This is a genomic window from Caballeronia sp. AZ1_KS37 (assembly GCF_023631165.1).
GTDB classification, from domain to species: domain Bacteria; phylum Pseudomonadota; class Gammaproteobacteria; order Burkholderiales; family Burkholderiaceae; genus Caballeronia; species Caballeronia zhejiangensis.
Window position 1 is genome coordinate 152093 of sequence record NZ_JALQDP010000030.1, and the last position, 23891, is coordinate 175983.

At 64.9% G+C, this 23891-nt stretch carries 18 protein-coding genes; 15 read left to right on the forward strand and 3 right to left on the reverse strand.

The annotated features are described in order from the left end of the window. The first annotated feature begins 67 nt into the window (after positions 1-67). The 6 genes from NCS00_RS16940 to NCS00_RS33360 all read left to right on the forward strand — a co-directional run bounded on the left by NCS00_RS16940 (position 68) and on the right by NCS00_RS33360 (position 6179). The gene (locus NCS00_RS16940) at positions 68-1846 is read left to right on the forward strand and encodes an FAD-dependent oxidoreductase (RefSeq protein ID WP_250440566.1); all 1779 of its coding nucleotides are present in this window, start codon (positions 68-70) and stop codon (positions 1844-1846) included. Next, a complete protein-coding gene (locus NCS00_RS16945) occupies positions 1843-3582 on the forward strand; it encodes an FAD-dependent oxidoreductase (RefSeq protein ID WP_250440567.1) in 1740 nt (579 codons plus the stop codon). The genes NCS00_RS16940 and NCS00_RS16945 overlap by 4 nt, the downstream gene beginning before the upstream one ends. Next, entirely contained in the window at positions 3579-4190 is a 612-nt protein-coding gene (locus tag NCS00_RS16950; protein WP_250440568.1) for an NIPSNAP family protein, read from the forward strand. Before NCS00_RS16945 ends, NCS00_RS16950 begins: the two co-directional genes overlap by 4 nt. Positions 4191-4203: 13 nt before the next feature. Continuing rightward, the gene (locus NCS00_RS16955) at positions 4204-5025 is read left to right on the forward strand and encodes a sugar phosphate isomerase/epimerase family protein (RefSeq protein ID WP_008353465.1); all 822 of its coding nucleotides are present in this window, start codon (positions 4204-4206) and stop codon (positions 5023-5025) included. Between the two features lie 58 nt (positions 5026-5083). Next, the gene (locus NCS00_RS16960) at positions 5084-5905 is read left to right on the forward strand and encodes an IclR family transcriptional regulator (RefSeq protein ID WP_175979296.1); all 822 of its coding nucleotides are present in this window, start codon (positions 5084-5086) and stop codon (positions 5903-5905) included. A gap of 142 nt (positions 5906-6047) precedes the next feature. After that, positions 6048-6179 (forward strand): hypothetical protein, encoded by a 132-nt coding sequence (locus NCS00_RS33360; RefSeq protein ID WP_284502551.1) that lies wholly within the window; start codon positions 6048-6050, stop codon positions 6177-6179. A 5-nt stretch (positions 6180-6184) separates the two neighbouring features. Here NCS00_RS33360 and NCS00_RS16965 read toward each other — a convergent pair whose 3' ends face one another. Further along, positions 6185-6820: a helix-turn-helix domain-containing protein gene (locus tag NCS00_RS16965; RefSeq protein WP_008353462.1), complete on the reverse strand. Its 636-nt coding sequence runs from the start codon at positions 6818-6820 to the stop codon at positions 6185-6187. Between the two features lie 198 nt (positions 6821-7018). Between NCS00_RS16965 and amaB the strand changes: the two genes are divergently transcribed. The 8 genes from amaB to NCS00_RS17005 all read left to right on the forward strand — a co-directional run bounded on the left by amaB (position 7019) and on the right by NCS00_RS17005 (position 15377). Further along, positions 7019-8518, forward strand: a complete 1500-nt coding sequence (gene amaB / locus NCS00_RS16970; RefSeq protein WP_250440569.1) for an L-piperidine-6-carboxylate dehydrogenase — start codon at positions 7019-7021, stop codon at positions 8516-8518. A 7-nt stretch (positions 8519-8525) separates the two neighbouring features. Continuing rightward, on the forward strand, positions 8526-9698 hold the full coding sequence (locus tag NCS00_RS16975) for an NAD(P)/FAD-dependent oxidoreductase (protein ID WP_250440570.1): 1173 nt from the start codon (positions 8526-8528) through the stop codon (positions 9696-9698). Between the two features lie 263 nt (positions 9699-9961). Next, positions 9962-10153 carry a hypothetical protein gene (locus tag NCS00_RS16980; RefSeq protein ID WP_175979298.1) on the forward strand — a complete coding sequence of 64 codons (192 nt, stop codon included), beginning with the start codon at positions 9962-9964 and terminating at the stop codon, positions 10151-10153. 295 nt (positions 10154-10448) lie between these two features. Then, positions 10449-10835 carry a PaaI family thioesterase gene (locus NCS00_RS16985; protein WP_008353455.1) on the forward strand — a complete coding sequence of 129 codons (387 nt, stop codon included), beginning with the start codon at positions 10449-10451 and terminating at the stop codon, positions 10833-10835. Continuing rightward, the gene (locus tag NCS00_RS16990; RefSeq protein WP_008353454.1) at positions 10835-11752 is read left to right on the forward strand and encodes a LysR family transcriptional regulator; all 918 of its coding nucleotides are present in this window, start codon (positions 10835-10837) and stop codon (positions 11750-11752) included. Before NCS00_RS16985 ends, NCS00_RS16990 begins: the two co-directional genes overlap by 1 nt. Positions 11753-11877: 125 nt before the next feature. Continuing rightward, entirely contained in the window at positions 11878-13071 is a 1194-nt protein-coding gene (locus tag NCS00_RS16995; RefSeq protein ID WP_250440571.1) for a CaiB/BaiF CoA transferase family protein, read from the forward strand. Next, positions 13068-14006 carry a hydroxymethylglutaryl-CoA lyase gene (locus tag NCS00_RS17000; protein WP_250440572.1) on the forward strand — a complete coding sequence of 313 codons (939 nt, stop codon included), beginning with the start codon at positions 13068-13070 and terminating at the stop codon, positions 14004-14006. Before NCS00_RS16995 ends, NCS00_RS17000 begins: the two co-directional genes overlap by 4 nt. 33 nt (positions 14007-14039) lie before the next feature. Continuing rightward, the gene (locus tag NCS00_RS17005; RefSeq protein WP_008353451.1) at positions 14040-15377 is read left to right on the forward strand and encodes an MFS transporter; all 1338 of its coding nucleotides are present in this window, start codon (positions 14040-14042) and stop codon (positions 15375-15377) included. Between the two features lie 129 nt (positions 15378-15506). Here NCS00_RS17005 and NCS00_RS17010 read toward each other — a convergent pair whose 3' ends face one another. Both NCS00_RS17010 and NCS00_RS17015 read right to left on the reverse strand, forming a co-directional pair. Next, on the reverse strand, positions 15507-17906 hold the full coding sequence (locus NCS00_RS17010; protein ID WP_250440573.1) for a phosphoketolase family protein: 2400 nt from the start codon (positions 17904-17906) through the stop codon (positions 15507-15509). A gap of 175 nt (positions 17907-18081) precedes the next feature. Beyond that, entirely contained in the window at positions 18082-19380 is a 1299-nt protein-coding gene (locus NCS00_RS17015) for a glycosyltransferase family protein (protein ID WP_250440574.1), read from the reverse strand. Between the two features lie 134 nt (positions 19381-19514). Here NCS00_RS17015 and NCS00_RS17020 point away from each other — a divergent pair, with 134 nt between their 5' ends. Next, positions 19515-23882, forward strand: coding sequence for a DEAD/DEAH box helicase (locus tag NCS00_RS17020; RefSeq protein ID WP_250440575.1), 4368 nt, complete (start codon positions 19515-19517; stop codon positions 23880-23882). The last annotated feature ends 9 nt before the right edge of the window (positions 23883-23891 follow it).

Here is a 23891-nt window from a genome sequence, read left to right on the forward strand (position 1 = left end):
CTTGGCTTACGTCGCGTTTCTGGAATAGTATTCCAATATCAAAGAGAGTTCTACAGGAAGCGCGCACATGGCGGAGACACTGGACAAACTGGAACAGAACGAGACCTTCGATGTAATCGTGGTCGGCGCGGGCGGCGCGGGCATGTCGGCGGCGCTGGTCGCGGCGATCGACGGCGCGCGGGTGCTGCTCGTCGAGAGCACCGAATACGTCGGCGGAACGACCGCGTACTCGGCGGGCACGACGTGGATTCCCGCGTCGAAGCACGCGGCGAGCGTCAATCGCGACGATTCGTCCGCGAATGCCGAAGGCTTTCTGAATCGCGCGGTCGGCGAGCGCAGCAGCGCCGCGATGCGCCGCGCGTTCCTCGACGCCGGCCCGAAGGCCGTCGCGCACATCGAAGCGAACTCCGATGTCAAATATCGCGCGCGGCCGTTCCATCCGGACTATCTGTCGGAAATCGAAGGCTCGACGTTGCGAGGCCGCGCGCTGGAGCCGCTGCCGTTCGACGGCCGCAAGCTCGGCCGCGCGTTCTCGCTGATTCGTCCGCCGATTCCCGAATTCACCGTGCTCGGCGGCATGATGGTCGACCGCGACGACGTCGGGCATCTTTTGAACATGACGAAGTCGTTGGCATCGTTCAGGCACGCGGCGAAACTGCTCGCGCGTCATGCACGCGACCGCATGAGCTCGCCGCGCGGCACGCGTCTCGTGATGGGCAACGCGCTGATCGGGCGTCTGCTTTACTCGCTGCTTCAGCGCGGCGTGACCGTGCTGACGAGCACGAAGGTGGAGGCTTTGCACGCGGGCGCGAATGGCATCGAAGCCGTGACGCTGAGCCAGATCAACGAGCGTCGGCGCGTCAACGTGAAGGGCGGCGTGATTCTCGCGAGCGGCGGATTCAATCGTCATCCGATGCGGCGCGCCGAGATGCTGCCGGGCGCCGATGCGGCGTGGTGTCCCGGCGCGCCCGGCCACAGCGGGAACGCGCAGGATCTCGCGCTCGCGGCGGGCGCGCGCTTCGGCGTTGGCGCGCTGTCGAACGCGTTCTGGGCGCCGGTCTCCGTGCGCAAGCGCGCCGACGGTACGACCGCCGTGTTTCCGCACTTCATCATGGATCGCGGCAAGCCCGGCATGATGACCGTCGACAAGTCCGGCAAGCGGTTTCTCAACGAAAACACGTCGTATCACCTGTTCGGGATTGCGATGCAGACGGCGAACAAGACGACGCCCGCCGTGCCCGCCTATCTCGTCACGGACTCCGAAGGATTGCGCAAGTACGGCCTTGGCATGGTGCGTCCGGGCGGCAAGGGACTCGCGCCGTTTCTCGCCGATGGCTATCTCGTCGAAGGCAAGACGCTCGACGAACTGGCGGACAAGCTCGATATCGACAAGGCCGGTCTCGCCGATAGCGTCGCGCGCATGAATCGCTACGCGCAAACCGGCGTCGACGCGGATTTCCAGCGCGGCACGACCGATTATCAGAACGCCAACGGCGACGCCAACTGGACCGGCCCGAACAAGTGCCTCGGTCCGATCGGCCAGGCGCCGTTCTATGCGGTGCGGCTCTATCCGGGCGATATCGGCGCGGCGACCGGCCTCGTTATCGATACCGACGCGCGCGTGCTCGACCGCGACGACCGGCCGATCGTCGGCCTCTATGCCTGCGGCAACGATGCGCAATCGGTGATGGGCGGCGTGTATCCCGGCCCCGGCATCACGCTCGGACCCGGTCTCGCGTTCGGCTACCTCGCGGCGCGCCACGCGACGTCGCGCGCGAAGCAACCGAAGCGCGACGAAGCGCTCGATCTTCCGGTCGATCTTTCAATGCACGCGCACGCCAAATGAAGCTCGAACCGATTCTCGAATGCGACGTCCTCGTGTTGGGCTCCGGCGCGGGCGGCTTGTCGACCGCGGTCACGGCGGCCACGCGCGGCCTGTCCGTGCTCGTCTGCGAGAAGGAAGACGTGTTCGGCGGCACGACCGCGTGGTCGGGCGGCTGGATGTGGATTCCGCGCAATCCGCTCGCGACGCGCGCGGGCATCGTCGAGGATGAAAGCGCGCCGCGCACGTATCTGAAGAGCGAACTCGGCGCGCATTTCGATGCCGCGAAAGCCGATGCGCTCATCGAGCACGGTCCGCGCATGATCGAATTCTTCGAGCGCAATACGTCGATGCGTTTCATCGACGGCAACCGCATCCCCGATTTCCACACGACGCAAGGCGCGGCGACGGGCGGCCGCTCGGTCTGCGCGATGCCGTTCGACGGACGCGAGCTCGGCCCGCTCATCGACAAGCTGCGTCCGCCGCTCGCCGAAGTAACGATCAAGGGCATGGCGATCGCGTCGGGACAAGACCTCGCGCACTTCCTGAACGCGACGCGCAGCGCGAAGTCGGCGTGGCACGTCGCGAAGCGTTTCGCCACGTTTGCGTGGCACATGCTGCGTTATCGGCGCTCGATGCATCTGGTGAACGGCAATGCGCTCGTCGCGCGGCTGCTCAAGTCGGCGGCGGATCGCAGCGTCGATCTGCGCACGCGGGCGAAGGCGGTATCGCTGACGCGCGAGGCGAATCGCGTGACGGGCGCGCGCGTCGAGATCGATGGCGTCATGCACGACGTGCGCGCGCGGCGCGGCGTCGTGCTCGCGTGCGGCGGTTATCCGCACGACGCGAAGCGGCAGACCGAAACGTTTCCCGTGATGCCGCACTGGTCCGCCGCGCCCAAGAGCAATACCGGCGATGGCATTCGCCTGGGCGAAGCGGCGGGCGCGCATTTCGACGCGTCGCTCGAAGCGCCCGCCGCGTGGGCGCCGGTGTCGCTCGTGCCGAAATCCACGGGACGCGAAGTCGCGTTTCCGCATCTGATCGAGCGCGCGAAGCCCGGTCTGATCGCCGTCACGCGCGCGGGCAGGCGCTTCACGAACGAGGCGTCGTCGTATTACGACTTCATCTCCGCGCTCATCGGCACGACGTCGCCGGGCGAAGAGACGTGCGCGTGGCTCGTCTGCGATCACCGGTTTCAGCGCCGATACGGCCTCGGTTTCGCGAAGCCGTTTCCGTTTCCGCTGCGGCCTTACGAACGCTCGGGATATCTCAAGTCCGCGCCGACGCTCGAAGCGCTGGCGCAGCAATGCGGCATCGATGCGCGCGGCCTCGCCGATACGGTCGCCACGTACAACGGCTACGCGAAAGACGGCTTCGATCCGCAGTTCCACAAAGGCTCGACGCCGTATAACCGGGTTCAGGGCGATGCATCGCACAAGCCGAATCCGTGTCTCGCGCCGATCGTCGATGGGCCTTTTCACGCGGTGAAGATCGTGCCGGGCAGCCTCGGCACGTTCGCGGGTTTATCGACGGATGCGCGCTCGCGTGTTCTCGACGACATGCGCGCGCCGATTCCCGGCCTCTACGCGGTCGGCAACGACGCCGCGAGCATGATGGGCGGCCACTATCCCGCAGGCGGCATCACGCTCGGCCCAGCGATGACCTTCGGCTATCTCGCGGGCCTCGAACTGGCCGAACCGGCGCGCGAGGACAGCATCACGAATCTCTCCAACTTCAATCAGGCAAGGACTCTGCAATGACTCTGTACGACACGGTCACGTTGACGGTGAAGATCGGCGCGAACGCGCAGGTCTTCGAAAACATCAAGGCAAGCGGCGATGCGCCCGGCTCGAAGCTGCTCGGCTGCTGGTATTCGGATATCGGCGCGCTCGGCAAGGTCATGGTGCTGCGCGGATTCGAATCCGAAGCGGCGCTGATCGGGGAACGCCGGCGCTTGCTGCTCGAAGGCAATCCGTTCGGCTGCGGCGAGTTCATCACCGATGTCGAAGTGAACAGCTACGCGCTTTTTCCCTTCCTGCCGCCGATCGAGCCGGCCGTGCACGGCGGCATCTACGAGATGCGCGTCTACGGCACGAAGCTCGCGAGCCTGCAACACACGATCGACGCATGGCAGAACGCCGTGCCTGAGCGCACGAAACGCTCGCCGCTCATCGGCGCGATGTACGCGCTCGACGGCACCGTGCCGCGCTTTCTCAACATCTGGCCGTACAACAGCGTGGACGAGCGCTCGCGGATTCGCGCGGAAGCCGTGAAGGACGGCATCTGGCCGCCGAAGGGCGGACCGGCGCATCTGACGACGATGGAATCGACCATCTACGTGCCCGCGCCGTTCTCGCCGCTGCGCTAACCGGAGATTGTCGATGTCACGACGCAAGCTATCTCTGTCCGCGCTGACGATCCTCGAACTGACGCCGCCGCAGATGGTCGAGTGCGCCGCGCAGGCGGGCTACGACTTCGTCGGCCTGCGCCTCGTGCCCGCGACCGATACGGAAGTGCGCCACGAGATCGTCGGCGCGACGCCGCTGAAACGCGAGACGCTCGCGGCTTTGCGCGATACCGGCATCGGCGTGCTGGATGCCGAAATCCTGCGCCTCAAGCCCGACACGAACGTCGCCGATTACGAACCGATGCTCGCAACCGCCGCCGAGCTGGGCGCGCGCTACGTGCTCGTCGCGGGCAACGATCCCGACGAGGCCCGCACGGCCGAGCGGCTCGCCGCGCTGTGCGATCTCGCGAAGCCGTATGGCCTGTCGCCGTCGCTCGAACCGATGCCCTGGACCGACGCGAAAGACATCGTGCAGGGCGCGCGCATTGTGAAAGCGGCGCAGCGCGCGAATACGGGCCTCATCGTGGATCCGATCCATTTCGACCGCACGGGATCGTCGACGCGAACGCTGCGCGAATTGCCGCGCGAATGGTTCGGTTACGTGCAGTTCTGCGACGCGCCCGCCGAGCGCCCGAGCGATCTCGAAACGTTGCTGTATCAGGCGCGCGCCGAGCGGATGATTCCGGGCGAGGGCGGCCTCGATCTCGCGGGCATTCTGCGCGCGTTGCCAGACGATCTTCCGCTCTCGCTCGAAGTGCCGATGAACGAATGGGCGAAATCGGCGAGCGCGCTCACGCGTGCGAAACGTCTGCGCGAGGCGACGATTGCATGGCTGGAGGAAACATACGCCGGTTGAATTCCGAGGTGGAATCGTGTTCTCATTCCGAATCATCGGAACTTCGAGAGACTGAAAGATGGCGGGAAATCTGGAGCGGGCGTTGTCGATCATCGAATTGTTGGCGAAAAACGGCGGGCGGATGCAACTCGCCGCCATCGCCGACACGCTCAATATTCCTCGCAGCGGCACGCATCGCCTGCTCGCGATGCTGATCGACGAAGGGTACGTGCGGCAGGACGAGGATCATGGCGAATACATGCTCGCGCTCAAGCTCGTGTCGCTCGCGCTCATCTATCTGTCGACGGGCGGCGTACTCGACGTGTCGCAGCCCGTGCTCGACCGGCTCGCGGCGCAATCCGGCGAACTGGCGCGGCTGGGCGTCGTCGAGGACGATCACATTACGTTCGTCGGCAAGGCGCAGGGCGCGAAGTCGGGGCTGCGCTACGACCCGGACATGGGCAGCCAGCCGCCCTTGCATTGCACGGCGAGCGGACAGGCGTGGCTGTCGTCGCTTTCCGATGAGGAGGCGCTCGAACTCGTGTCGAAGCAGGGCGGGCTCGGCAAGCCCGGCTCGGGCGGACCGAAGGCGCCGAAGACGATCCAGCAGTTTCTCGCCGATCTGCAGGCGGCGCGCAAACGCGGCTACGGCATCGCGAGCGAGACGTACGAGGCCGGCATGACGTCGATGGCCGCGCCGATTCATCATCCGGTGACGGGCGTCGTCGTGGGCGTCGTGAGCCTCGCCGGGCCGACGAGCCGTTTGCCGGAGGCGCGTCTGAAGGAGCTCGCGCCCGCGCTGCTGGAAGCGGCGTCGGACATGGGCGCGGCGACGTTGAGTTCGCCCTATTTCAAGCGGTCGGCGGCGAAGGTGGAGGGGAAGGCTGTCAGTGCAGGCTGATGCTGGATTAGCCCGAATGGACGAGGTGACGCGGGGAAAACGCCCGCATTATCATCGTTTTCATCATGAAACGAGAATTTGAAATGCCTACTCCACTCGATCCGATCGTGTCCGAATTTGCCACTGTCTGGCGGCGGTGGAAATGCGTCTCGTCGTGTCGATGCTGACGGCGAACTTCACCGCGCAACTCGCGACGAATCCCGCCGATATCCACGAGGTCTGCACCTTCACCGTCGGCCCGAACGAAATGCCGATGCGTCTTTTCCTGCGATGAACGCGTCAGCCGGCGTCCACGGCATCGCGCGCGGATGAGGGCGCCGGCACGCCGCCTGTGGCCATCCACAGCACTTCGGCGTCTTCGTCGCTCGTCGAAATCGCCGCGTGGCCGGTGCGGCTGTCGAAGTAGATGCTGTCGCCGGCATGCAGATGCGTCGGCGCGTAGAGTTCGGAATAGAGGCACACGCTGCCGCTGATCACGTAAAGAAACTCCTCGCCTTCGTGACGGCCCCAGTCGTCGAACGCATCGAGCGTGTGCGCCGAAATGCGGATGCGAAACGGCAGCATCGCCTTGTGCGCGAGTTCGGTGGCGAGCAATTCCATCTGATAGCCGCGATACGCGTGGCGCTGTCCTTCGTTGCGGCGCGTGAGCGCGCGCCGGCCGCTCGCATTCGGCGCGGGCGCGGTGCCGAAGAGTTCGGCGAGATCGATCTGCAGGCCGCGCACGATTTTCTGAAGCACGTCGAAGGTCGGCGACATCAGCCCGTTCTCGATCTTCGACAGCGCCGAGCGCGACACGCCGCACATCCGGCTCGCGGTTTCGAGCGTCAGGTCGTGCGCGAGCCGCGCGCGTTTCACGCGGGCACCGAGATCGGACGCGGATTGTTCGGGCGAATTCTTGGTGCCGGGGCTGGACATGGGAACGTGTGGGAGCGCTTTGTTTCCGATAATAACATCGCGCAAAACGGCGGCGAACGGCCCGCATCTGGTGACAACCCTAATATTGGCAGCTGTTGTGAGCGCCATCGGCAGCGCGTATAGTCTCCTGACTTTCGAAAGTTTCTTATCAGAAACTTTTGCTCCGACGAACGAACCCGCTTCGCAAGGACTTTCATCGTGAATGCACAATCGATTCTTTCCGACCTCGGCATCGCGAGCCTCGTCACCGATGGCGATATCGCCGTCACTTCCCCGATCACGGGCGAAGTCATCGGCCGCGTGAAGCAGAACACCACCGCCGACGTCGACGCCGCGCTCGCCGCCGCCCGCACCGCGTTCGCCTCGTGGCGCAACGTGCCCGCGCCGCGCCGCGGCGAACTCGTGCGCCTGCTCGGCAATCGGCTGCGCGAGAAGAAGGAGGCGCTCGGCCGGCTCGTGTCGCTCGAAGCGGGCAAGATTCTCCAGGAAGGCTTGGGCGAAGTTCAGGAAATGATCGACATCTGCGATTTCGCCGTCGGTCTCTCGCGCCAGTTGTACGGCCTGACGATCGCGTCGGAGCGGCCGGGTCATCGCATGGCGGAGACGTGGCATCCGTTCGGCGTGTGCACGATCATCTCGGCGTTCAATTTCCCGGTCGCGGTGTGGTCGTGGAACGCGGCGCTCGCCCTCGTGTGCGGCAACGCGGTCGTGTGGAAGCCATCGGAGAAAACGCCGCTCACCGCGCTCGCCGTCGACCGCATCCTGCGCGATGCCATCGATGAATTCGGCGCGGCGCCTGCGGGCCTCGCGTCGGTCATCATCGGCGGGCGCGAGGTCGGCGCGGCGCTCGTCGCGGACAAGCGCTCGGACATCGTCAGCGCGACGGGCAGCACGGAAATGGGCCGCAAGGTCGGCGTCGCGGTCGCGGAACGCTTCGGCCGCTCGATCCTCGAACTCGGCGGCAACAACGCGGGCATCGTGTCGCAGACGGCCAATCGCGATCTCGCGCTGCGCGGCATCCTGTTCTCGGCGGTCGGCACGGCAGGGCAGCGCTGTACGTCGCTGCGGCGTCTTTTCGTGCACGAAAGCATCTACGACGAAACCGTCGCGCGTCTGAAAGATCTCTACGCCAAAGTGCCCGTCGGCAATCCGTTGGAGCAGGGCGTGCTGATGGGCCCGCTCATCGACGTGCAGGCGTTCGCGCGCATGCAGGACGCGCTCGAACAGGCGAAGGGCGAAGGCGGCAAGGTGACGGGCGGCGAGCGCGTGACCGTGAAGGGCCACGAAAACGGCTACTACGTGCGCCCGGCGCTGGTCGAAATGCCGTCGCAGACGGAGGTCGTGCTGAAGGAGACCTTCGCGCCGATTCTCTACGTGATGCGCTACACGGATTTCGACGAAGCCATCGCCGCGAACAACGCCGCCGCGCACGGATTGTCGTCGTGCGCGTTCACCACCGATCTGCGCGAGGCCGAGCGCTTTCTGTCCGCATCGGGCAGCGACTGCGGCATCGCGAACGTGAACATCGGGCCGAGCGGCGCGGAGATCGGCGGTGCATTCGGCGGCGAGAAGGAAACCGGCGGCGGCCGCGAATCGGGCTCGGATGCTTGGAAAGCCTACATGCGCCGCGCGACCAACACGATCAACTACTCGTCGGAATTGCCGCTCGCGCAGGGCATCGACTTCAATCTGAGCTGAGGCCAACGTGAGTTCGAGCGTTGTCATCGTAGGTGGCGGCGTGATCGGCAGCTCGGTCGCGTACTTTCTGCGCGCATCGGACCCGACCGTGCACGTCACCGTGATCGAGCGCGACCCGACTTACGCGCGTTCGTCGTCGGCGCTGTCGGCGGCCTCGATCCGGCAGCAGTTCTCGACGCCGCTTTCGGTACGCATGTCGCTCTTCGGCATCGACTTCCTGCGTTCGATCGGCGAGCGGCTCGAAGTAAACGGCGAGCGCCCGTCGATCGATCTGCACGAAGGCGGTTATCTCTTTCTCGCGACGGCGGCGGGCGCGTCGACGCTGCGCGAAAACCACGCGTTGCAGCGAGAGCTCGGCGCGGACATCAGCCTGCTCGACGCCGCGCAACTGCGCGCGCGTTTTCCGTGGCTCAACACGGACGATCTCGCGGCGGGCGCGTTCGGCGAGAGCGGCGAAGGCTGGTTCGACGGCTACGGTCTCGTGCAGGCGCTGCGTCGCAAGGCGCAGGCGCTCGGCGCGCGTTACGTGACCGCGGAAGTCGTCGGCATCGAACGCGAAGGACGGCGTGCGAACGCCGTGCGCGCGGCCAACGGCGAAACGTATCCATGCGATGTCGTCGTGAACGCGGCGGGTGCGTGGTCGCGTCCGGTCGCGGCGATGCTCGGCATCGACATTCCGGTGTTCGCGCGTCGGCGCAGCATCTTCAATGTGTCGTCGCCGGCGACGCTCGAGCGCGCGCCGTTGCTGATCGATCCCACGGGCGTCTATTTCCGTCCTGAAGGGCGCACGTATATTTGCGGCACGTCGCCCTCGGCGGACAACGATCCCGACGACCTGCCGCTCGACGAAGTCGATCACGCGCTCTTCGACGACGTGATCTGGCCGACGCTCGCGCATCGCGTGCCGGCGTTCGAGGCGCTGCGCGTCGAGCGTTGCTGGTCCGGCTATTACGAATACAACGTGCTCGATCAGAACGCGATCATCGGCCATCATCCGGATGTCGATAATTGCATCTTCGCGAACGGGTTCAGCGGACACGGCCTGCAACAAGGCCCGGCAACAGGGCGCGGCGTCAGCGAACTGATTTTGCGCGGGCGTTACGAAACGCTCGATTTATCGCCGCTCGACTGGACTCGCGTGCTGGAAGGCCGGCCGATCGTCGAAAAGAATGTCGTATAACTGATAGAAGACTGCCAACGCCGCTTTCCATAATCGATGATTCAAGTCTGCCCGGTCATGCACCGGGCATTTTTTTCGCTACGAAACAGACAGGCGGATTGGAACCGGTTCGGATTTGCGTTGCGAACGGGCATTCTTATCATCATCGTCAGGCTGGCGGGCTTCGTCCATTAATGAAATCCACTAGGGCCAGCCGCTTTCGATGAGTGCATTCTGAATCTGTCAAAACGCTTTTTTCGCGCTTCATAGATAGGAGACAAAACATGGAAGCCAATACGAGCGCGCATTTCTACGCCTGGATCGACGACGGCGAGCTGCCGCACGACACGAGCGTTCCGGTGTCGCATCGTTCGAGTCAGGTATCGGCGGAACCCGAATATATCGCAGAGATTTGCGGACGTTTCGGCAAGACCGATGAGGAAAAAAACTCCTGCGTCATTCGTGGATATAACTGACGCCCTTTAATGCAGTGTGTTGCGTTCGTGAGACGCTTTGTCACGACGCATATTTACGCGCACAAAGATGCGCCATGCGATTCATGACGGACCTTCATGAAACGCATATAGCGAATTTCTGTGTGCGTTGCCAAACGGAACGCGGTCCGGTAAGTTTGTAAATCGGAACTGCGTAAATCGAACCCGCCGCGTGCGGGTTTTTCCATTCTGGATGTCCGGAAAACAGGTTCGTGCCGCCGGCACCGCCTGGCCGCCGATGGCACAATCGCCGCAACGCAGGCAATCAGGAGCAAAGGTGGCGAACCTGGATCTGGACAATCCGTTTCTCGAAGCGCTCGGCGCGACGCTCACGGAATGGCGCGCGGGCTACGCCGAATTCACGATGCCGATACACGCCGGGCATCTGAACCGGCAGCGCATCCTGCAAGGCGGCGCGATCGCCACGCTGCTCGACGCCGCTTGCGGCTACGCCGGTCTCTTTCCGACCGGCGCCGCGCCTGTGCACGGCTTCACTCTTTCGCTGACCGTGAACTATCTCGATCGCGGCATCGGCGACAAGGTCGTCGCAAAAGGCTTTCTCGAACGTCAGGGACGCTCCGTCTATTTTGCACGCGGCGAAGCGTGGGTCGACGATCGCGTGATGATCGCGAGCGCGCAAGGCACCTTCAAATACGCGCGCTGATGGCTACCCGCAATCTCCTTCGGCGTCTCGATCTCACGACGCTGCAACTCTTTCTCGCGGTGTTCGAGGAAGGCACGCTCACGCGCGCGGCGGAACGCGAGGCGATCGCGGTGTCGGCGGCGAGCAAGCGTCTGCTCGAACTGGAGCAGGCCGTCGGCGCCGCGCTGTTCGAACGCAAGGCGCGCGGCATGGCGCTGACGCCGGCGGGCGAAACGCTGCTTCATCACGCGCGGCGCGTGCTGCGCGATGTCGAGAACATCGGCATCGAACTCGCCGAACATGCGAGCGGCGTCCGCGGCTACGTGCGGATGATGGCGAATCTCTCGGCGATCGTCGAATTCCTGCCGGAAGACTTGCGCGCGTTTTCGTCCGTGCACGAGCAGATCAAGATCGATCTCGAGGAGCGCCCGAGCGGCGGCATCGTGGAAGGCGTCGCGGACAGTCTCGTCGACCTGGGCATCTGTTCCGGCGACGCCGACACGCGCGGCCTCGAAACCGCGCATTACCGGCACGACCGGCTCGCGCTCGTCATGCCCGGCGATCATCCGCTGGCGAAGCGCGCGAGCATCGCATTCGCGCAGACGCTCGACTTCGATCACATCGGGCTGCATTCGGCGAGTTCCATCAACCAGCGCACGCATCTCGCGGCGCGTCAGGCGGGGCGCGCACTGCGGTTGCGCATCCACGTTCCCGGTTTCGACGCCGTGTGCCGCATGGTGCAGGCGGGCATGGGCGTCGGCGTGCTGCCGATGCAGGTGTTCGAAGCGATGGGCCGTCAGCTCGGACTCGCGGCCGTCGCGCTCGACGACGACTGGGCAGCGCGCAGCCTCGTGATCGTCGTGCGCGATTCGGATGCGCTATCGCCCGTGAGCCGGCTGCTGTTCGATCATCTGCGGACCGTCGAAGCAGGCATTTAGCATTCAAAAAACCGGCGAGCGTTCGCGTTTGACGAACGATGCTTGCCGAAATGCGGTTGGACGCCCCCGAGCGTTCGCCAATAAGCTTGTCTCCATCGAAAAGCACATCATCAGGAGACAGCGGCATGAGCGGACCTCTTCAGGGCATTCGCGTCATCGAAATCGGCACGCTGATCGCCGCGCCGTTCGCGGCGCGCATGCTGGCCGAATTCGGCGCGGAAGTCATCAAGATCGAAGCGCCGAATACCGGCGATCCCCTGCGCAAATGGCGCAAGCTGCACGAGGGCACTTCGCTCTGGTGGTATCTGCAATCGCGCAACAAGAAGTCGGTGTGCGTGAATCTCAAGTCGCCCGAAGGCGCGGACGTGATCAAGCGTCTCGCCGCCGATGCCGACATCGTCATCGAAAACATGCGGCCCGGCGCGCTCGAAAAACTCGGTCTCGGCTGGGACGTTTTGCATGCAATAAACCCGAAGCTCACGATGGTCCGCATCTCCGGCTACGGCCAGACGGGTCCGTACCGCGACCGGCCGGGCTTCGGCGCGATCGGCGAGGCGATGGGCGGCATCCGTTACACGACGGGCGACGCAGAAGGGCTGCCGGCGCGCGTCGGCGTGAGTCTCGGCGATTCGCTCGCTTCGCTGCACGGCGTGATCGGCGCGCTGATGTCGGTGCTGCGCGTGAAGACCGGCAAGGGCGACGGCCAGGTGGTCGATGTCTCGCTCGTCGAAAGCGTGTTCAATCTGATGGAAAGCCTCGTACCCGAATACGATCTGCTCGGCCATGTGCGCGAGCGCAGCGGCGGGGCGCTGCCGGGCATTGCGCCGTCGAACACGTATCGCACGGAGGATGGCGGCTTCGTTGTGATCGCGGGCAACAGCGACCCGATCTACAGGCGGCTCATGAACGTGATCGGCCGTCCCGATCTCGCGGACGATCCCGCGCTTGCCCGCAACGACGGCCGCGTGCGTCACAGCGCAATGCTCGACGAAGCGATCACCGCGTGGACCTCGCATCATTCGATGGACGATGTCCTGGCGACGCTCGAACGCGAGGAAGTGCCGTCGGGTCGCATCTACTCCGTCGCGGACATCGTCAACGACGCGCATTACCAAGCGCGCGAGATGCTGCTGAAGGCAGAACTGCCGGGCGGCGCATCGGTGAAGATGCCGGGCATCGTGCCGAAGCTCTCCGATACGCCGGGCGAAGTGCACTGGCAAGGCCCGGCGCTCGGCGAGCATACGCAATCGGTGCTCGAATCGCTCGGCTTCGCCGCGGATGAAGTGGAACGGTTGCGTGCCGAAGGAGCGGTGCAATGAATTACGAATACAAAGAACCGTTGGTCGTGCAGGAGGTCGCGCCGCGCGACGGTCTGCAGATCGAAAAGCAGTGGGTCGAGACCGAAGACAAGATCGCGCTGATCGACGCATTGTCGGCGTGCGGCTTCTCCCGCATCGAGGCGGGCTCGTTCGTGTCGCCGAAAGCGATTCCCGCGCTGCGCGATGGCGACGCGGTCTTCAACGGCATCCGGCGCGGGCGAGGCGTGATCTACGTCGCGCTCGTGCCGAACGTGAAGGGCGCCGAGCGCGCGCTCGCCGCGGGCGCCGATGAACTGAACCTCGTGATGTCCGCGAGCGAGACGCACAATCGCGCGAACATGCGTATGAGTTGCGAGTCGTCGCTGGCCGGTTTCGGCGATGTCGTTCGGCTCGCCTCCGGCAAGGCTTCGCTGAACGCGACCGTCGCGACCGCGTTCGGCTGCCCGTTCGAGGGGCGCATCGACGAAGAGCGCGTCGTGTCGATCGCGCGGACGTATCGCGAAATGGGCATCGACGGCATCACGCTCGCGGATACCACCGGCATGGCGAATCCGCGTCAGGTCGCGCGGCTGGTCGCACGCGTGCTCGAACACGTCCCCGCCGCCGATCTGACGCTGCACTTTCACAATACGCGCGGCCTCGGCCTCGCCAACGTCCTCGCTGCCTACGACACCGGCGCGCGCCGTTTCGACGCCGCGCTCGGCGGTCTCGGCGGCTGTCCGTTCGCGCCGGGCGCTTCGGGAAACATCTGCACCGAAGACCTCGTGAACATGTGCGATGAGATGAGCATTCCGACGGGCATCGATCTGCCAAGGCTGATTGCGCTGTCGCGCACGTTGCCCGCGCTCGTCGGACACGAAGTGTCGGGACAAGTCGCGAAGGCGGGACGCAATTGCGATCTGCATCCGGCGCCCGATTACGTGCAAGCGATCTGATTCAAAAGACCAAAACAACACTGGAGACAAAACATGAGCGATCTAAGCGTCCACGCGGCCGATGAGCCGCACATTGTCGGCAACACCTCGCACATCATCCGCAAGGTGGCATTGCGGCTCATGCCGCTCATCATGCTGTGCTATTTCTTCGCGTTTTTCGACCGCATCAATATCAGCTTCGCGAAGTTTCAGATGCAGAGTTCGCTCGGCCTGTCGGACACCGCATACGGTCTCGGCGCGAGTCTTTTCGTGATCGGCTATGTGCTCTTCGAAGTGCCGAGCAACATGCTGCTCTACAAGGTCGGCGCGCGCCGCTGGATCGCGCGCATCATGATTTCGTGGGGCATCGCGACCGCGCTCATGGTCTTCGTGCAGACGGAATGGCAGTTCTACGGACTGCGCTTCATCATCGGCGCGATGGAAGCGGGCTTCGCGCCGGGCGTGCTGTATTACCTGACGCTGTGGTTTCCGGCGAGCTATCGCGGGCGCATCACGTCGATGCTGTTTCTCGCGTCGGCCTTCTCGGGGCTTTTCGGTGCGCCGCTGTCGGGGCTCGTGCTCGGGCATCTGAATGGCGTCGCGGGCATCGCGGGATGGCACTGGCTGTTCCTGCTCGGCGGCCTGCCGTGCGTGCTGCTTGGCATTCTCGTGCTGAAGGTGCTGAAAGATCGCGTCGATGACGCCGCGTGGCTCACGAGCGACGAGAAGACGTATCTGAAGAGCCAGATCTCGACGCAAAGTCAGCATACCGACACCGGCCATTCGCTGTTCGGCGCGATCAGAACGCCCGGCTTCCTGATGCTCGGCCTGATCTACTTCCTGATTCAGATCGCGTCGTACGGTCTCAACTTCTGGGCGCCGCATCTGATCCGGGCGGCGGGCACGCAGAATCCGACGATCATCGGCTTGCTCACGGCCGTGCCATATATCTGCGGCGCGATCTGCATGGTCGTGGTCGGCCGCATGTCGGACCGGTCGGGCGAGCGCCGCAAGTTCGTCGCGACGCTGCTCGTGATGGCGGCTGCCGGCTTCTTCGCGGCGGGCATCTTCGACAAGCAGACGACGCTGCTCATCGCCGCGCTCGGCGTGATGGGCGCGGGTGTGATCGCCTCGATTCCGGCGTTCTGGGCGCTGCCGCCGAAGCTCTTGACCGGCGCGGGCGCGGCGGGCGGGATTGCGCTGATCAACACGCTGGGGCAACTGGGCGGCATCGTGAGCCCGGTGATGGTCGGCCGCATCCGCGACACGATGGGCAGCACGACGCCCGCGCTGTATGCGATCGGCGCGATGAGCGTGCTGTGCGCGCTGTTGCTGCTCTTCGGCTTGCCGCAGACGCTCAGGCAGAAGGATCATTCGGAGCGCAAAGCCTGACGCCAAGGCTTCTCCGAACGGGAAAGCGCCCGGCGGACTGCATGTCCCCGGGCGCTCTTTGCATTTTGCATCCGGCGTTTTGCATTCATCAGGCCAGATGGCATCTTGCATGCCGCATTCAGTCTCGCATCAATCCTTCCACGTCCACTCGCGGATCTCGTCGCGATCGATGCCTTCCTCATGCGCGTACCGCACGCTCTCGATGATCTGGTTCTTGAGCCATTCCTTCGTATGCGCGCTGCTGCCCGCGATGCGCGGCACGCGGTCGATCACGTCGATCGCGAGCGTATAGCGATCCACGCCGTTGATGATCGCGAGTTCGAACGGCGTGTTGATGTTGCCGCGCTCGCGATAGCCGTGAACGTGCATGTTCGCGTGATTCGTGCGGTTGTACGTGAGCTTGTGCACGAGCGACGCGTACGAGTGGAAGTTGAAGATCACGGGTTTGTCGCGCGTGAAGATCGAATCGAAATCGCGATGCGACAAGCCGTGCGGATGCTCGGTGTCCGGCAGCAGCCTGAAGAGATCGACGACGTTGACGAAGCGAATCTTCAGATCGGTGCAATGCGCCTTCAGGATTTCGACGGCGGCGAGCGCTTCCATCGTCGCGATATCGCCCGCGCACGCGATCACGACATCCGGCTCCGCGCCCTGATCCGTCGACGCCCAGTCCCAGATGCCGATGCCCTTCGCGCAATGCACGATGGCGTCCTGCATGTTCAGATATTGCAGATGCGGCTGCTTGTCCGCGACGATCACATTCACGTAGTCGTGCGTGCGCAGACAGTGATCCGCGACGCTCAACAGGCAGTTCGCATCGGGCGGCAGATAGATACGCACGACGTTCGGGCTCTTGTTCGTAACGACATCGAGAAAGCCGGGATCCTGATGCGTGAAGCCGTTGTGATCCTGCCGCCACACGAGCGACGTGATGAGCAGGTTGATCGACGGCACCGGCGCGCGCCAGCCGACTTCGGTTTTTGCTTTTTCGAGCCACTTCGCGTGTTGGTTGAACATCGAATCGATGACGTGCACGAACGCTTCGTAGGTCGCGAAAAGACCGTGACGCCCGGTGAGCACGTAACCTTCGAACCAGCCTTCGAGCGTGTGCTCCGACAGCATCTCCATGACGCGTCCGTCGACGGACAGCGCGCCGCCGTCTTCGTCTTCGGGCAGCGTCTGTGCGATCCAGCGCTTGCCCGATACTTCGTACACGCCGTCGAGCTTGTTGCTCGCGGTCTCGTCCGGGCCAAAGAGACGGAATCTCGTCATGTTGCGGCGGATCACTTCGCGCAGGAACGTGGCGAGCACGGCCGTCGGCGACGTGTAGACGCTTGCGGCGCGTTTGAACTCGAACGCGTAGTCGCGGATATCGGGCATGTCGAGCGATTGCCGCAGCGCGCCGCCGTTCGCGTGCGGATTCGCGCTGATGCGGCGCGTGCCTTCGGGCGCGAGCGCGCGCAGCGGTTCGATCAGACGGCCGTCTTCATCGAACAGTTCCTCGGGCTTGTAGCTGCGCAGCCACGCTTCCAGTTGCGCGAGACTGCGGGGATTGCTTACGGCATCCGCGATCGGCACCTGATGCGAGCGCCAGTAATCCTCGACCTTCCGGCCGTCGACTTCCTTCGGTCCGGTCCAGCCTTTGGGCGTGCGCAACACGATCATCGGCCAGCGCGGGCGCGTCACGTTCTCAGGCTTGGCGCGCGCGTTCGCCTGAATCGCGCGGATATCAGCGATGCAGCGTTCCAAGGTCGCGGCCATGCGCTGATGCATCGTTTCCGGATCGTCGCCTTCGACGAAATGCGGCGCGTAGCCGTAGCCCCTGAACAGGTCTTCGAGCTCGTCGTGCGGAATGCGCGCGAGGATCGTCGGATTGGCGATCTTGTAGCCGTTCAGGTGGAGAATCGGCAGCACGGCGCCGTCGGTCGCGGGATTGAGAAACTTGTTCGAATGCCATGATGTGGCGAGCGGGCCGGTTTCCGCTTCGCCGTCGCCCACGACCGCCGCGACGATCAGATCGGGATTGTCGAACGCCGCGCCGAACGAATGCGACAGGCTGTAACCGAGCTCGCCGCCTTCGTGAATCGATCCCGGCGTTTCCGGCGTGCAATGCGAGCCGATGCCGCCCGGCGACGAAAACGCGCGAAAGAGCTTGAGCATGCCGCGCTCGTCGAAACTGCGATCGGGGTAAATCTCCGAGTAATGGCCTTCGAGCCACGAGTTCGCGAGCGTCGCGGGCGCGCCATGGCCGGGACCGGAGACGAACAGGACGTTCAGATCATCGCGCTTGATGAGCCGGTTCAGATGCACCCAGACGAACGACTGGCCGGGATCGGAGCCCCAGTGTCCGAGCAGACGCCGCTTGATGTGTTCGCGCTCGAGCGGCTCGCGCAGCAGCGGATTCGCGCGCAGGTAAATCATGCCGACCGAAAGGTAATTGCAGGCCCGCCAGTAGGCGTCGATCTTCGCGAGAAGATCGGGATCGAGAGGCGTCTCGAGGGCGGTCGTGCGAGTGACGTCGTCGTTCAATTGGTTCTCCTGATGAGTGAGAGGATTGGTCGAGCGTCGTGCGTGCGGCTTGCGCAGATCGAATCCTGCGCGCTGGTTAATGATCGGCTGTGATTGTGGCGGTTTGGTTGCAGGGCACGCGCGGCGCCGTCCGGTACATCTTACCGGCGGCGCGGCAACGATGGTGGCGAGCGCGTCATTCCATCGCGGCGTGGCGGAGGTCGTAGTCCATGATAAGCGCGCGGTTATCTTCCCACATGCCGATGTAATGAACCATGAAGCTGTCCGGGCGGCGATAGACCCAGGGCGTGTTCAGTTCGATGAAATCGTAAATGCGCGTCGAATCGAAGTCCGGCAGCGAGTGGAAGACATCGATGAAGTAATACTGATCGCCCTGGTTCGCATAGATGTGGGATCTGTCGGCGAGGTTCCGGCACCTTTCGATCACGCGCGCGAGAGCGTCGTAGTTCTGCTGATTGCGCTGAAAGCCCATGATGCCGGAGTTGAACGCCCACGTTCCGATATCGCGTGCCAACACGGTGTCGCGTTCGCGCGTGAGCGGTTCGAGACGGCGGTTCATGTCGTTGATGAGCACATCGGCATCGAGCCAGAACACCCATTGATGATGCGGCAAGTACGCGTGCAGCAACGCGGCCTTGTGCCAGTTCGCCGACGTCTTTCCGTCGTTCAATCGCGGCGGAACATCGCGATGCACGTAAAGCGTGTAACCGTGGCGTTTGCAATATTGCCTGATGTTGGCCTCGGCGATGCGCCCGTACTGCGCGATATTCGGCGTATAGAGCATGACGATCGCGATCGCGTGGTTCGGTTGATAGACGCTTTGCGTTTCGGTTTCATGCACGCCCGGATTGGCGAGCGAGAGAAACGGCGTTGCGCGCGTCCTGCATTCGTTGATGTGTTCAAACGCTGCCGCACGAAGCCGCCGATGATGTTTCTCGTCGCGAAAGCAGGTGGAGAAGCTGTTCCACGTCGCCCAGACGCATTCGAGATTGACCGCGGCCGGAAGCACAACGTACACGTCGCCGACGCGGAACTGTTGCGGGCAAATCGTGAAGTCATGCAGCATTTCGCCTTCGTTTTCCGGCAACGCGACGCCGAGCCGGCAGCGGCCGACGAGATCCGCGAGCTTGCGGCGCACCGGTTCTGTATTGCGGAAGATGAGGATATCCGTCTGCGGGATATGGCCTTCGGCGCAAGTCAGGAGCCAGTCGCGCCCGGCCATGAGATCGGGCAAGGCGACGGGCCGCAGTATCGCGGCGTTCTCGCTCAGCAGCATGAGGATTTCGTTCGGCGCGGCGCGGCTCAAATGACGCAGCAACGCTTCGTACTTGTAGACCCATTGCAGGTGCTTGTTGCTTCCCGACAAATCGGACAAGTCGATCTCGATGTGGCGATAGCCGAATTCCCGTGCGTAGTGGCGATGGTTGGCGAGCGCGCCGGGCGCGTGGTCGGACAGAAGGCTTAGGACGATCATGAGAGGCGGAAAGCGTTTGAACGGATTGCTTGGGCGAACCGCCTAGCATCGCTGTAAAGCGTTCCGGGTCGCATGGGAACTGTCCGAAAAGCGCCAGTAATACGCCGTTTCTCAAGCGCCCATAGAATGTCCGAATGATCCGAAAATCCGCTTCCATCGCCGACGCGCTGCACGGCTTTCATCCCGCCGTCGCCGCGTGGTTCGGCGCCCGCTTTCCCGCGCCGACCGCGGCGCAGGCGCGCGCGTGGCCGCTCGTCCACGCGCGCCGCTCGACGCTCGTCGCCGCGCCGACCGGCTCCGGCAAGACGCTTACCGCGTTTCTCGCCGCCATCGACGAACTGGTGCGTGACGGCGTCGCGCGCGGCGGGACGCTGCCGGACGAGACGCGCGTCGTATACGTGTCGCCGCTGAAGGCGCTGTCGAACGACATCCACGTCAATCTGGAGGAGCCGCTCGCGGGCATCGCGCAGACCTTGCGCGAATCCGGCGTGGCGGCGCCCGAGATTCGCGCGGCCGTCCGTACCGGCGACACGACGCAGCAAGAGCGCAACGCCGTCAGGAAGCGCCCGCCGCATATCCTCGTTACGACGCCGGAATCGCTCTACGTGCTGCTGTCGTCCGATTCCGGCCGCGCGATGCTTTCGACCACGCGCACGGTGATCGTCGATGAGATTCATGCGGTCGCGGGCAGCAAGCGCGGTTCGCACCTGAGCCTGTCGCTCGCGCGCCTCGACGCGCTGTGCGAGGAAGCGGGCGGGCAGCGGCCCGTGCGCGTCGGCTTGTCGGCGACGCAAAAGCCGATCGAACTCGTCGCGAAGTTTCTCGTCGGTGATAACCAGCCCTGCGAGATCGTCGATGTCGGACATGTTCGAGCGCGCGATCTCGCGCTCGACCTCCCGCCGATGCCGCTCGAAGCGATCATGTCCAACGACATGTGGGAGCGCGTCTACGACCGTCTCGCGGAGCTTGCCGGGCTGCATCGGACGACGCTCGTCTTCGTCAACACGCGGCGCATGGCCGAGCGCGCGGCGCGGCATCTGACCGAGCGCCTCGGCAAGGAAGCCGTGGCCGCACATCACGGCAGTCTTGCGCGCGAGCATCGGCTGGACGCGGAGCAGCGTCTGAAGCGCGGCGAACTGCGCGTGCTGATCGCGACGGCGTCGTTGGAACTGGGCATCGATATCGGCGATGTCGATCTCGTCTGCCAGATCGGCTCGCCCGGCTCGATCGGCGCATTCTTGCAGCGTGTCGGGCGCTCCGGGCATCACGTCGGCGGCGTGCCGAAAGGACGGCTTTTCCCGACCTCGCGCGACGATCTGATCGAATGCGCGGCGCTCCTCGATTGCGTGCGGCGCGGCGAACTCGATGCCCTGACGATCCCGCACGCGCCGCTCGACGTGCTCGCGCAGCAGATCACCGCCGAAGTCGCGTGCCGCGAGTGGGGCGAGGACGCACTGTTCGAGCGCATCACGCGCGCGTATCCGTACGCGACGCTCGATCGGGCGCATTACGAGGCCGTGCTGCGCACGCTCGCGGAGGGCTATACCGGACGGCAGGGCGTGCGCGCGGCGTACGTGCATCGCGATGCAGTCTCGCGCACGCTGCGCGGCCGTCGCGGCGGCAAGCTGACGGCCGTGACCTCGGGCGGCGCGATACCGGACAACGCCGATTTCGCCGTGATCCTCGAACCGCAAGGCTTGCAGATCGGCACGGTGAACGAGGATTTCGCCGTCGAGAGTCTCGCGGGCGACATCTTTCAGCTCGGCAATACGTCGTACCGGATCGTGCGCGTGGAAGGCGGGCGCGTGCGCGTCGAAAACGCGAACGGCCAGCCGCCGAACATCCCGTTTTGGCTCGGCGAAGCGCCGGGCCGCAGCGACGAGCTTTCTCATGCGATTTCGCGTCTGCGCGCCGATGTCGACGCATGGCTCGATAGCGGCGTCGAAGCGACGGTCGCGCGGCTTGCACAAGAAAGTGGCATCGACATCGAAGCCGCGCGGCAGATCGTCGATTATCTGGCGCGTTCGCGCGCCGCGCTGACCGTGCTGCCGACGCAGGACACGCTCGTCATGGAGCGCTTCTTCGACGAATCCGGCGGCACGCAGCTCGTCATCCACGCGCCGTTCGGCAGCCGCGTGAATCGTGCGTGGGGACTCGCGCTGAGAAAGCGCTTCTGCCGCACGTTCAACTTCGAGCTGCAGGCGGCCGCGACCGAGGACGCGATCGTGCTGTCGCTGACGGGCAGCCACAGCTTTGCGCTCGATGACGTCTGGCGCTATCTGAAATCGGCGACTGCCGAGCACGTGCTGATCCAGGCGCTGCTCGACGCGCCGCTCTTTGGCGTGCGCTGGCGCTGGAACGCGACCAACTCGCTTGCGCTGCCGCGCTATACCGGCGGGCGCAAGGTCGCGCCGCAGTTGCAGCGCATGAAAAGCGAGGATCTGCTCGCGGCGGTGTTCCCGGATCAGGTCGCGTGCGCGGAAAACATCTCGGGCGAGCGCGACGTGCCGACGCATCCGCTCGTCGAGCAGACGATCGACGATTGCCTCCACGACGCGATGGATGCCGACGCGTGGCTCGCGCTCCTGCGGCGCATCGAAGCAGGCGATGTGCGGCTCGTCACGCGCGAATTGCCCGCGCCGTCGCCGCTCGCGGCCGAGATTCTGTCGGCGCGGCCGTATGCGTTTCTCGACGATGCGCCGCTCGAGGAACGCCGCACGCAGGCCGTGCTCGCGCGCCGATGGAGCGATCCGCATTCGGCGGACGATCTCGGCGCGCTCGATCCCGACGCCATCGCGAGCGTGCGCGACGAAGCCTGGCCCGAAGTCACGAGCGCCGATGAAATGCACGAGGCGCTTTCGACGCTCGCCTGCATCGCCGAATCCGAAGCGCAACGCGACCCGCAATGGATCGCGTGGCTGGATGCGCTCGCGCGCTCCGGCCGAGCGACGCGTCTGCAGATCGCGGAGCACGACGCGCTGTGGACGCCCGTCGAACGTCTCGCGTGTGTGCGCGCCGTCTACGAGCATGCGCCGATGCATCCGTCGCTGCAGCCGCCGCCCGGTTTCGACGATGCGTGGACAACCGACGACGCGCTCGTCGAAATCGTGCGCGCGCGTCTGTCGGGATTCGGGCCGCTGACGGTGCCGGAGATCGCGCGTCCGCTCGCGCTGCCCGCGTCGGCGATCGCGCTCGCCCTGACGCGGCTCGAAGCGCAGGGCTACGTGATGCGCGGACGGTTCGCGCCGGGCGCGCAGGTCGAAGAGTGGTGCGAGCGGCATTTGCTCGCGCGGATTCATCGCTATACGGTGCGGCGGCTGCGTCGCGAAATCGAGCCGGTCGAGCGGCAGGATTTCATGCGCTTTCTGCTCGAATGGCAGCGCGTCGCGCCCGATTCGCGCGGCGAGGGCCGCGACGCGCTCGGCGCCGTGCTCGAACAGCTCGAAGGTTTCGAGGCGCCCGCCGTCGCGTGGGAGGAAGAAATACTGCCGGCGCGCATCGCCGATTATTCGGGCATGTGGCTCGACGATCTGTGCCGCGCGGGCAAACTCGTGTGGACGCGTCCGGCAGGACGCTCGCGCGCATCGGGCGGTCCGGTGCGCGGCACGCCGATCGTGCTGCTGCCGCGCCGTCACCTCGATGCATGGAACGCGCTCATGCGTCCCGACGAAGCGCCGGAACTGTCATCGCGTGCCGAACGCGTGTTCGACGCGCTCAAAGCGCACGGCGCGATGTTCTTCGACGAACTGCTCTCCGACGTGCGCCTTCTGCGCACCGAACTCGAAGACGCGCTCGGCGAACTGGTCGCGCTCGGACTCGTCAATGCCGACAGTTTCGCGGGCCTGCGCGCGCTGCTCGCTCCGGCGGCGAAGCGCAACGCGTTCGCGCGGCGTCCGAGGCGCGGTGGCCTCTTCATCGGCGGAATGGACGACGCGGGCCGCTGGGCGCTCCTGCGCCGCGCGAAACCGGACGACGCGCGCGAAGACGGCGATCTCGAACACATCGCGCTGACGCTTTTGCGGCGCTACGGCGTCGTGTTCTGGCGTCTTCTGGAGCGCGAGGCGCAATGGCTGCCGCCGTGGCGCGATCTGCTGCGCGTGTATCACCGGCTGGAAGCGCGCGGCGAGATTCGCGGCGGGCGCTTCGTCGCCGGGCTCGCGGGCGAGCAATTCGCGCTGCCCGAAGCCGTGCCGCTGCTGCGCGACATGCGCAAGCGGCCGAAGGACGGCGTGTTCGTGGCGCTGTCGGCGGTCGATCCGCTCAATCTCGTCGGCACCTTGCTGCCGGGAGAAAAAGTGCCGGCGCTCGCAGCCAATCGCGTGCTGTATCTCGACGGCGTGCCGGTCGGCGCGGTGGTCGCGGGCAAGACGCGCTATTTCGGCGATTTCGATGGAGAAGGGCGCGAGCGCATGCGTCTCGCGCTCGTCAAGCGCACGGCGCGTTCGCTCGGCAGTTCCATCGGCAGCGGAGTGACGGGCGCGAGCATGCGGACGCGCCATTGAAGCGGCGAA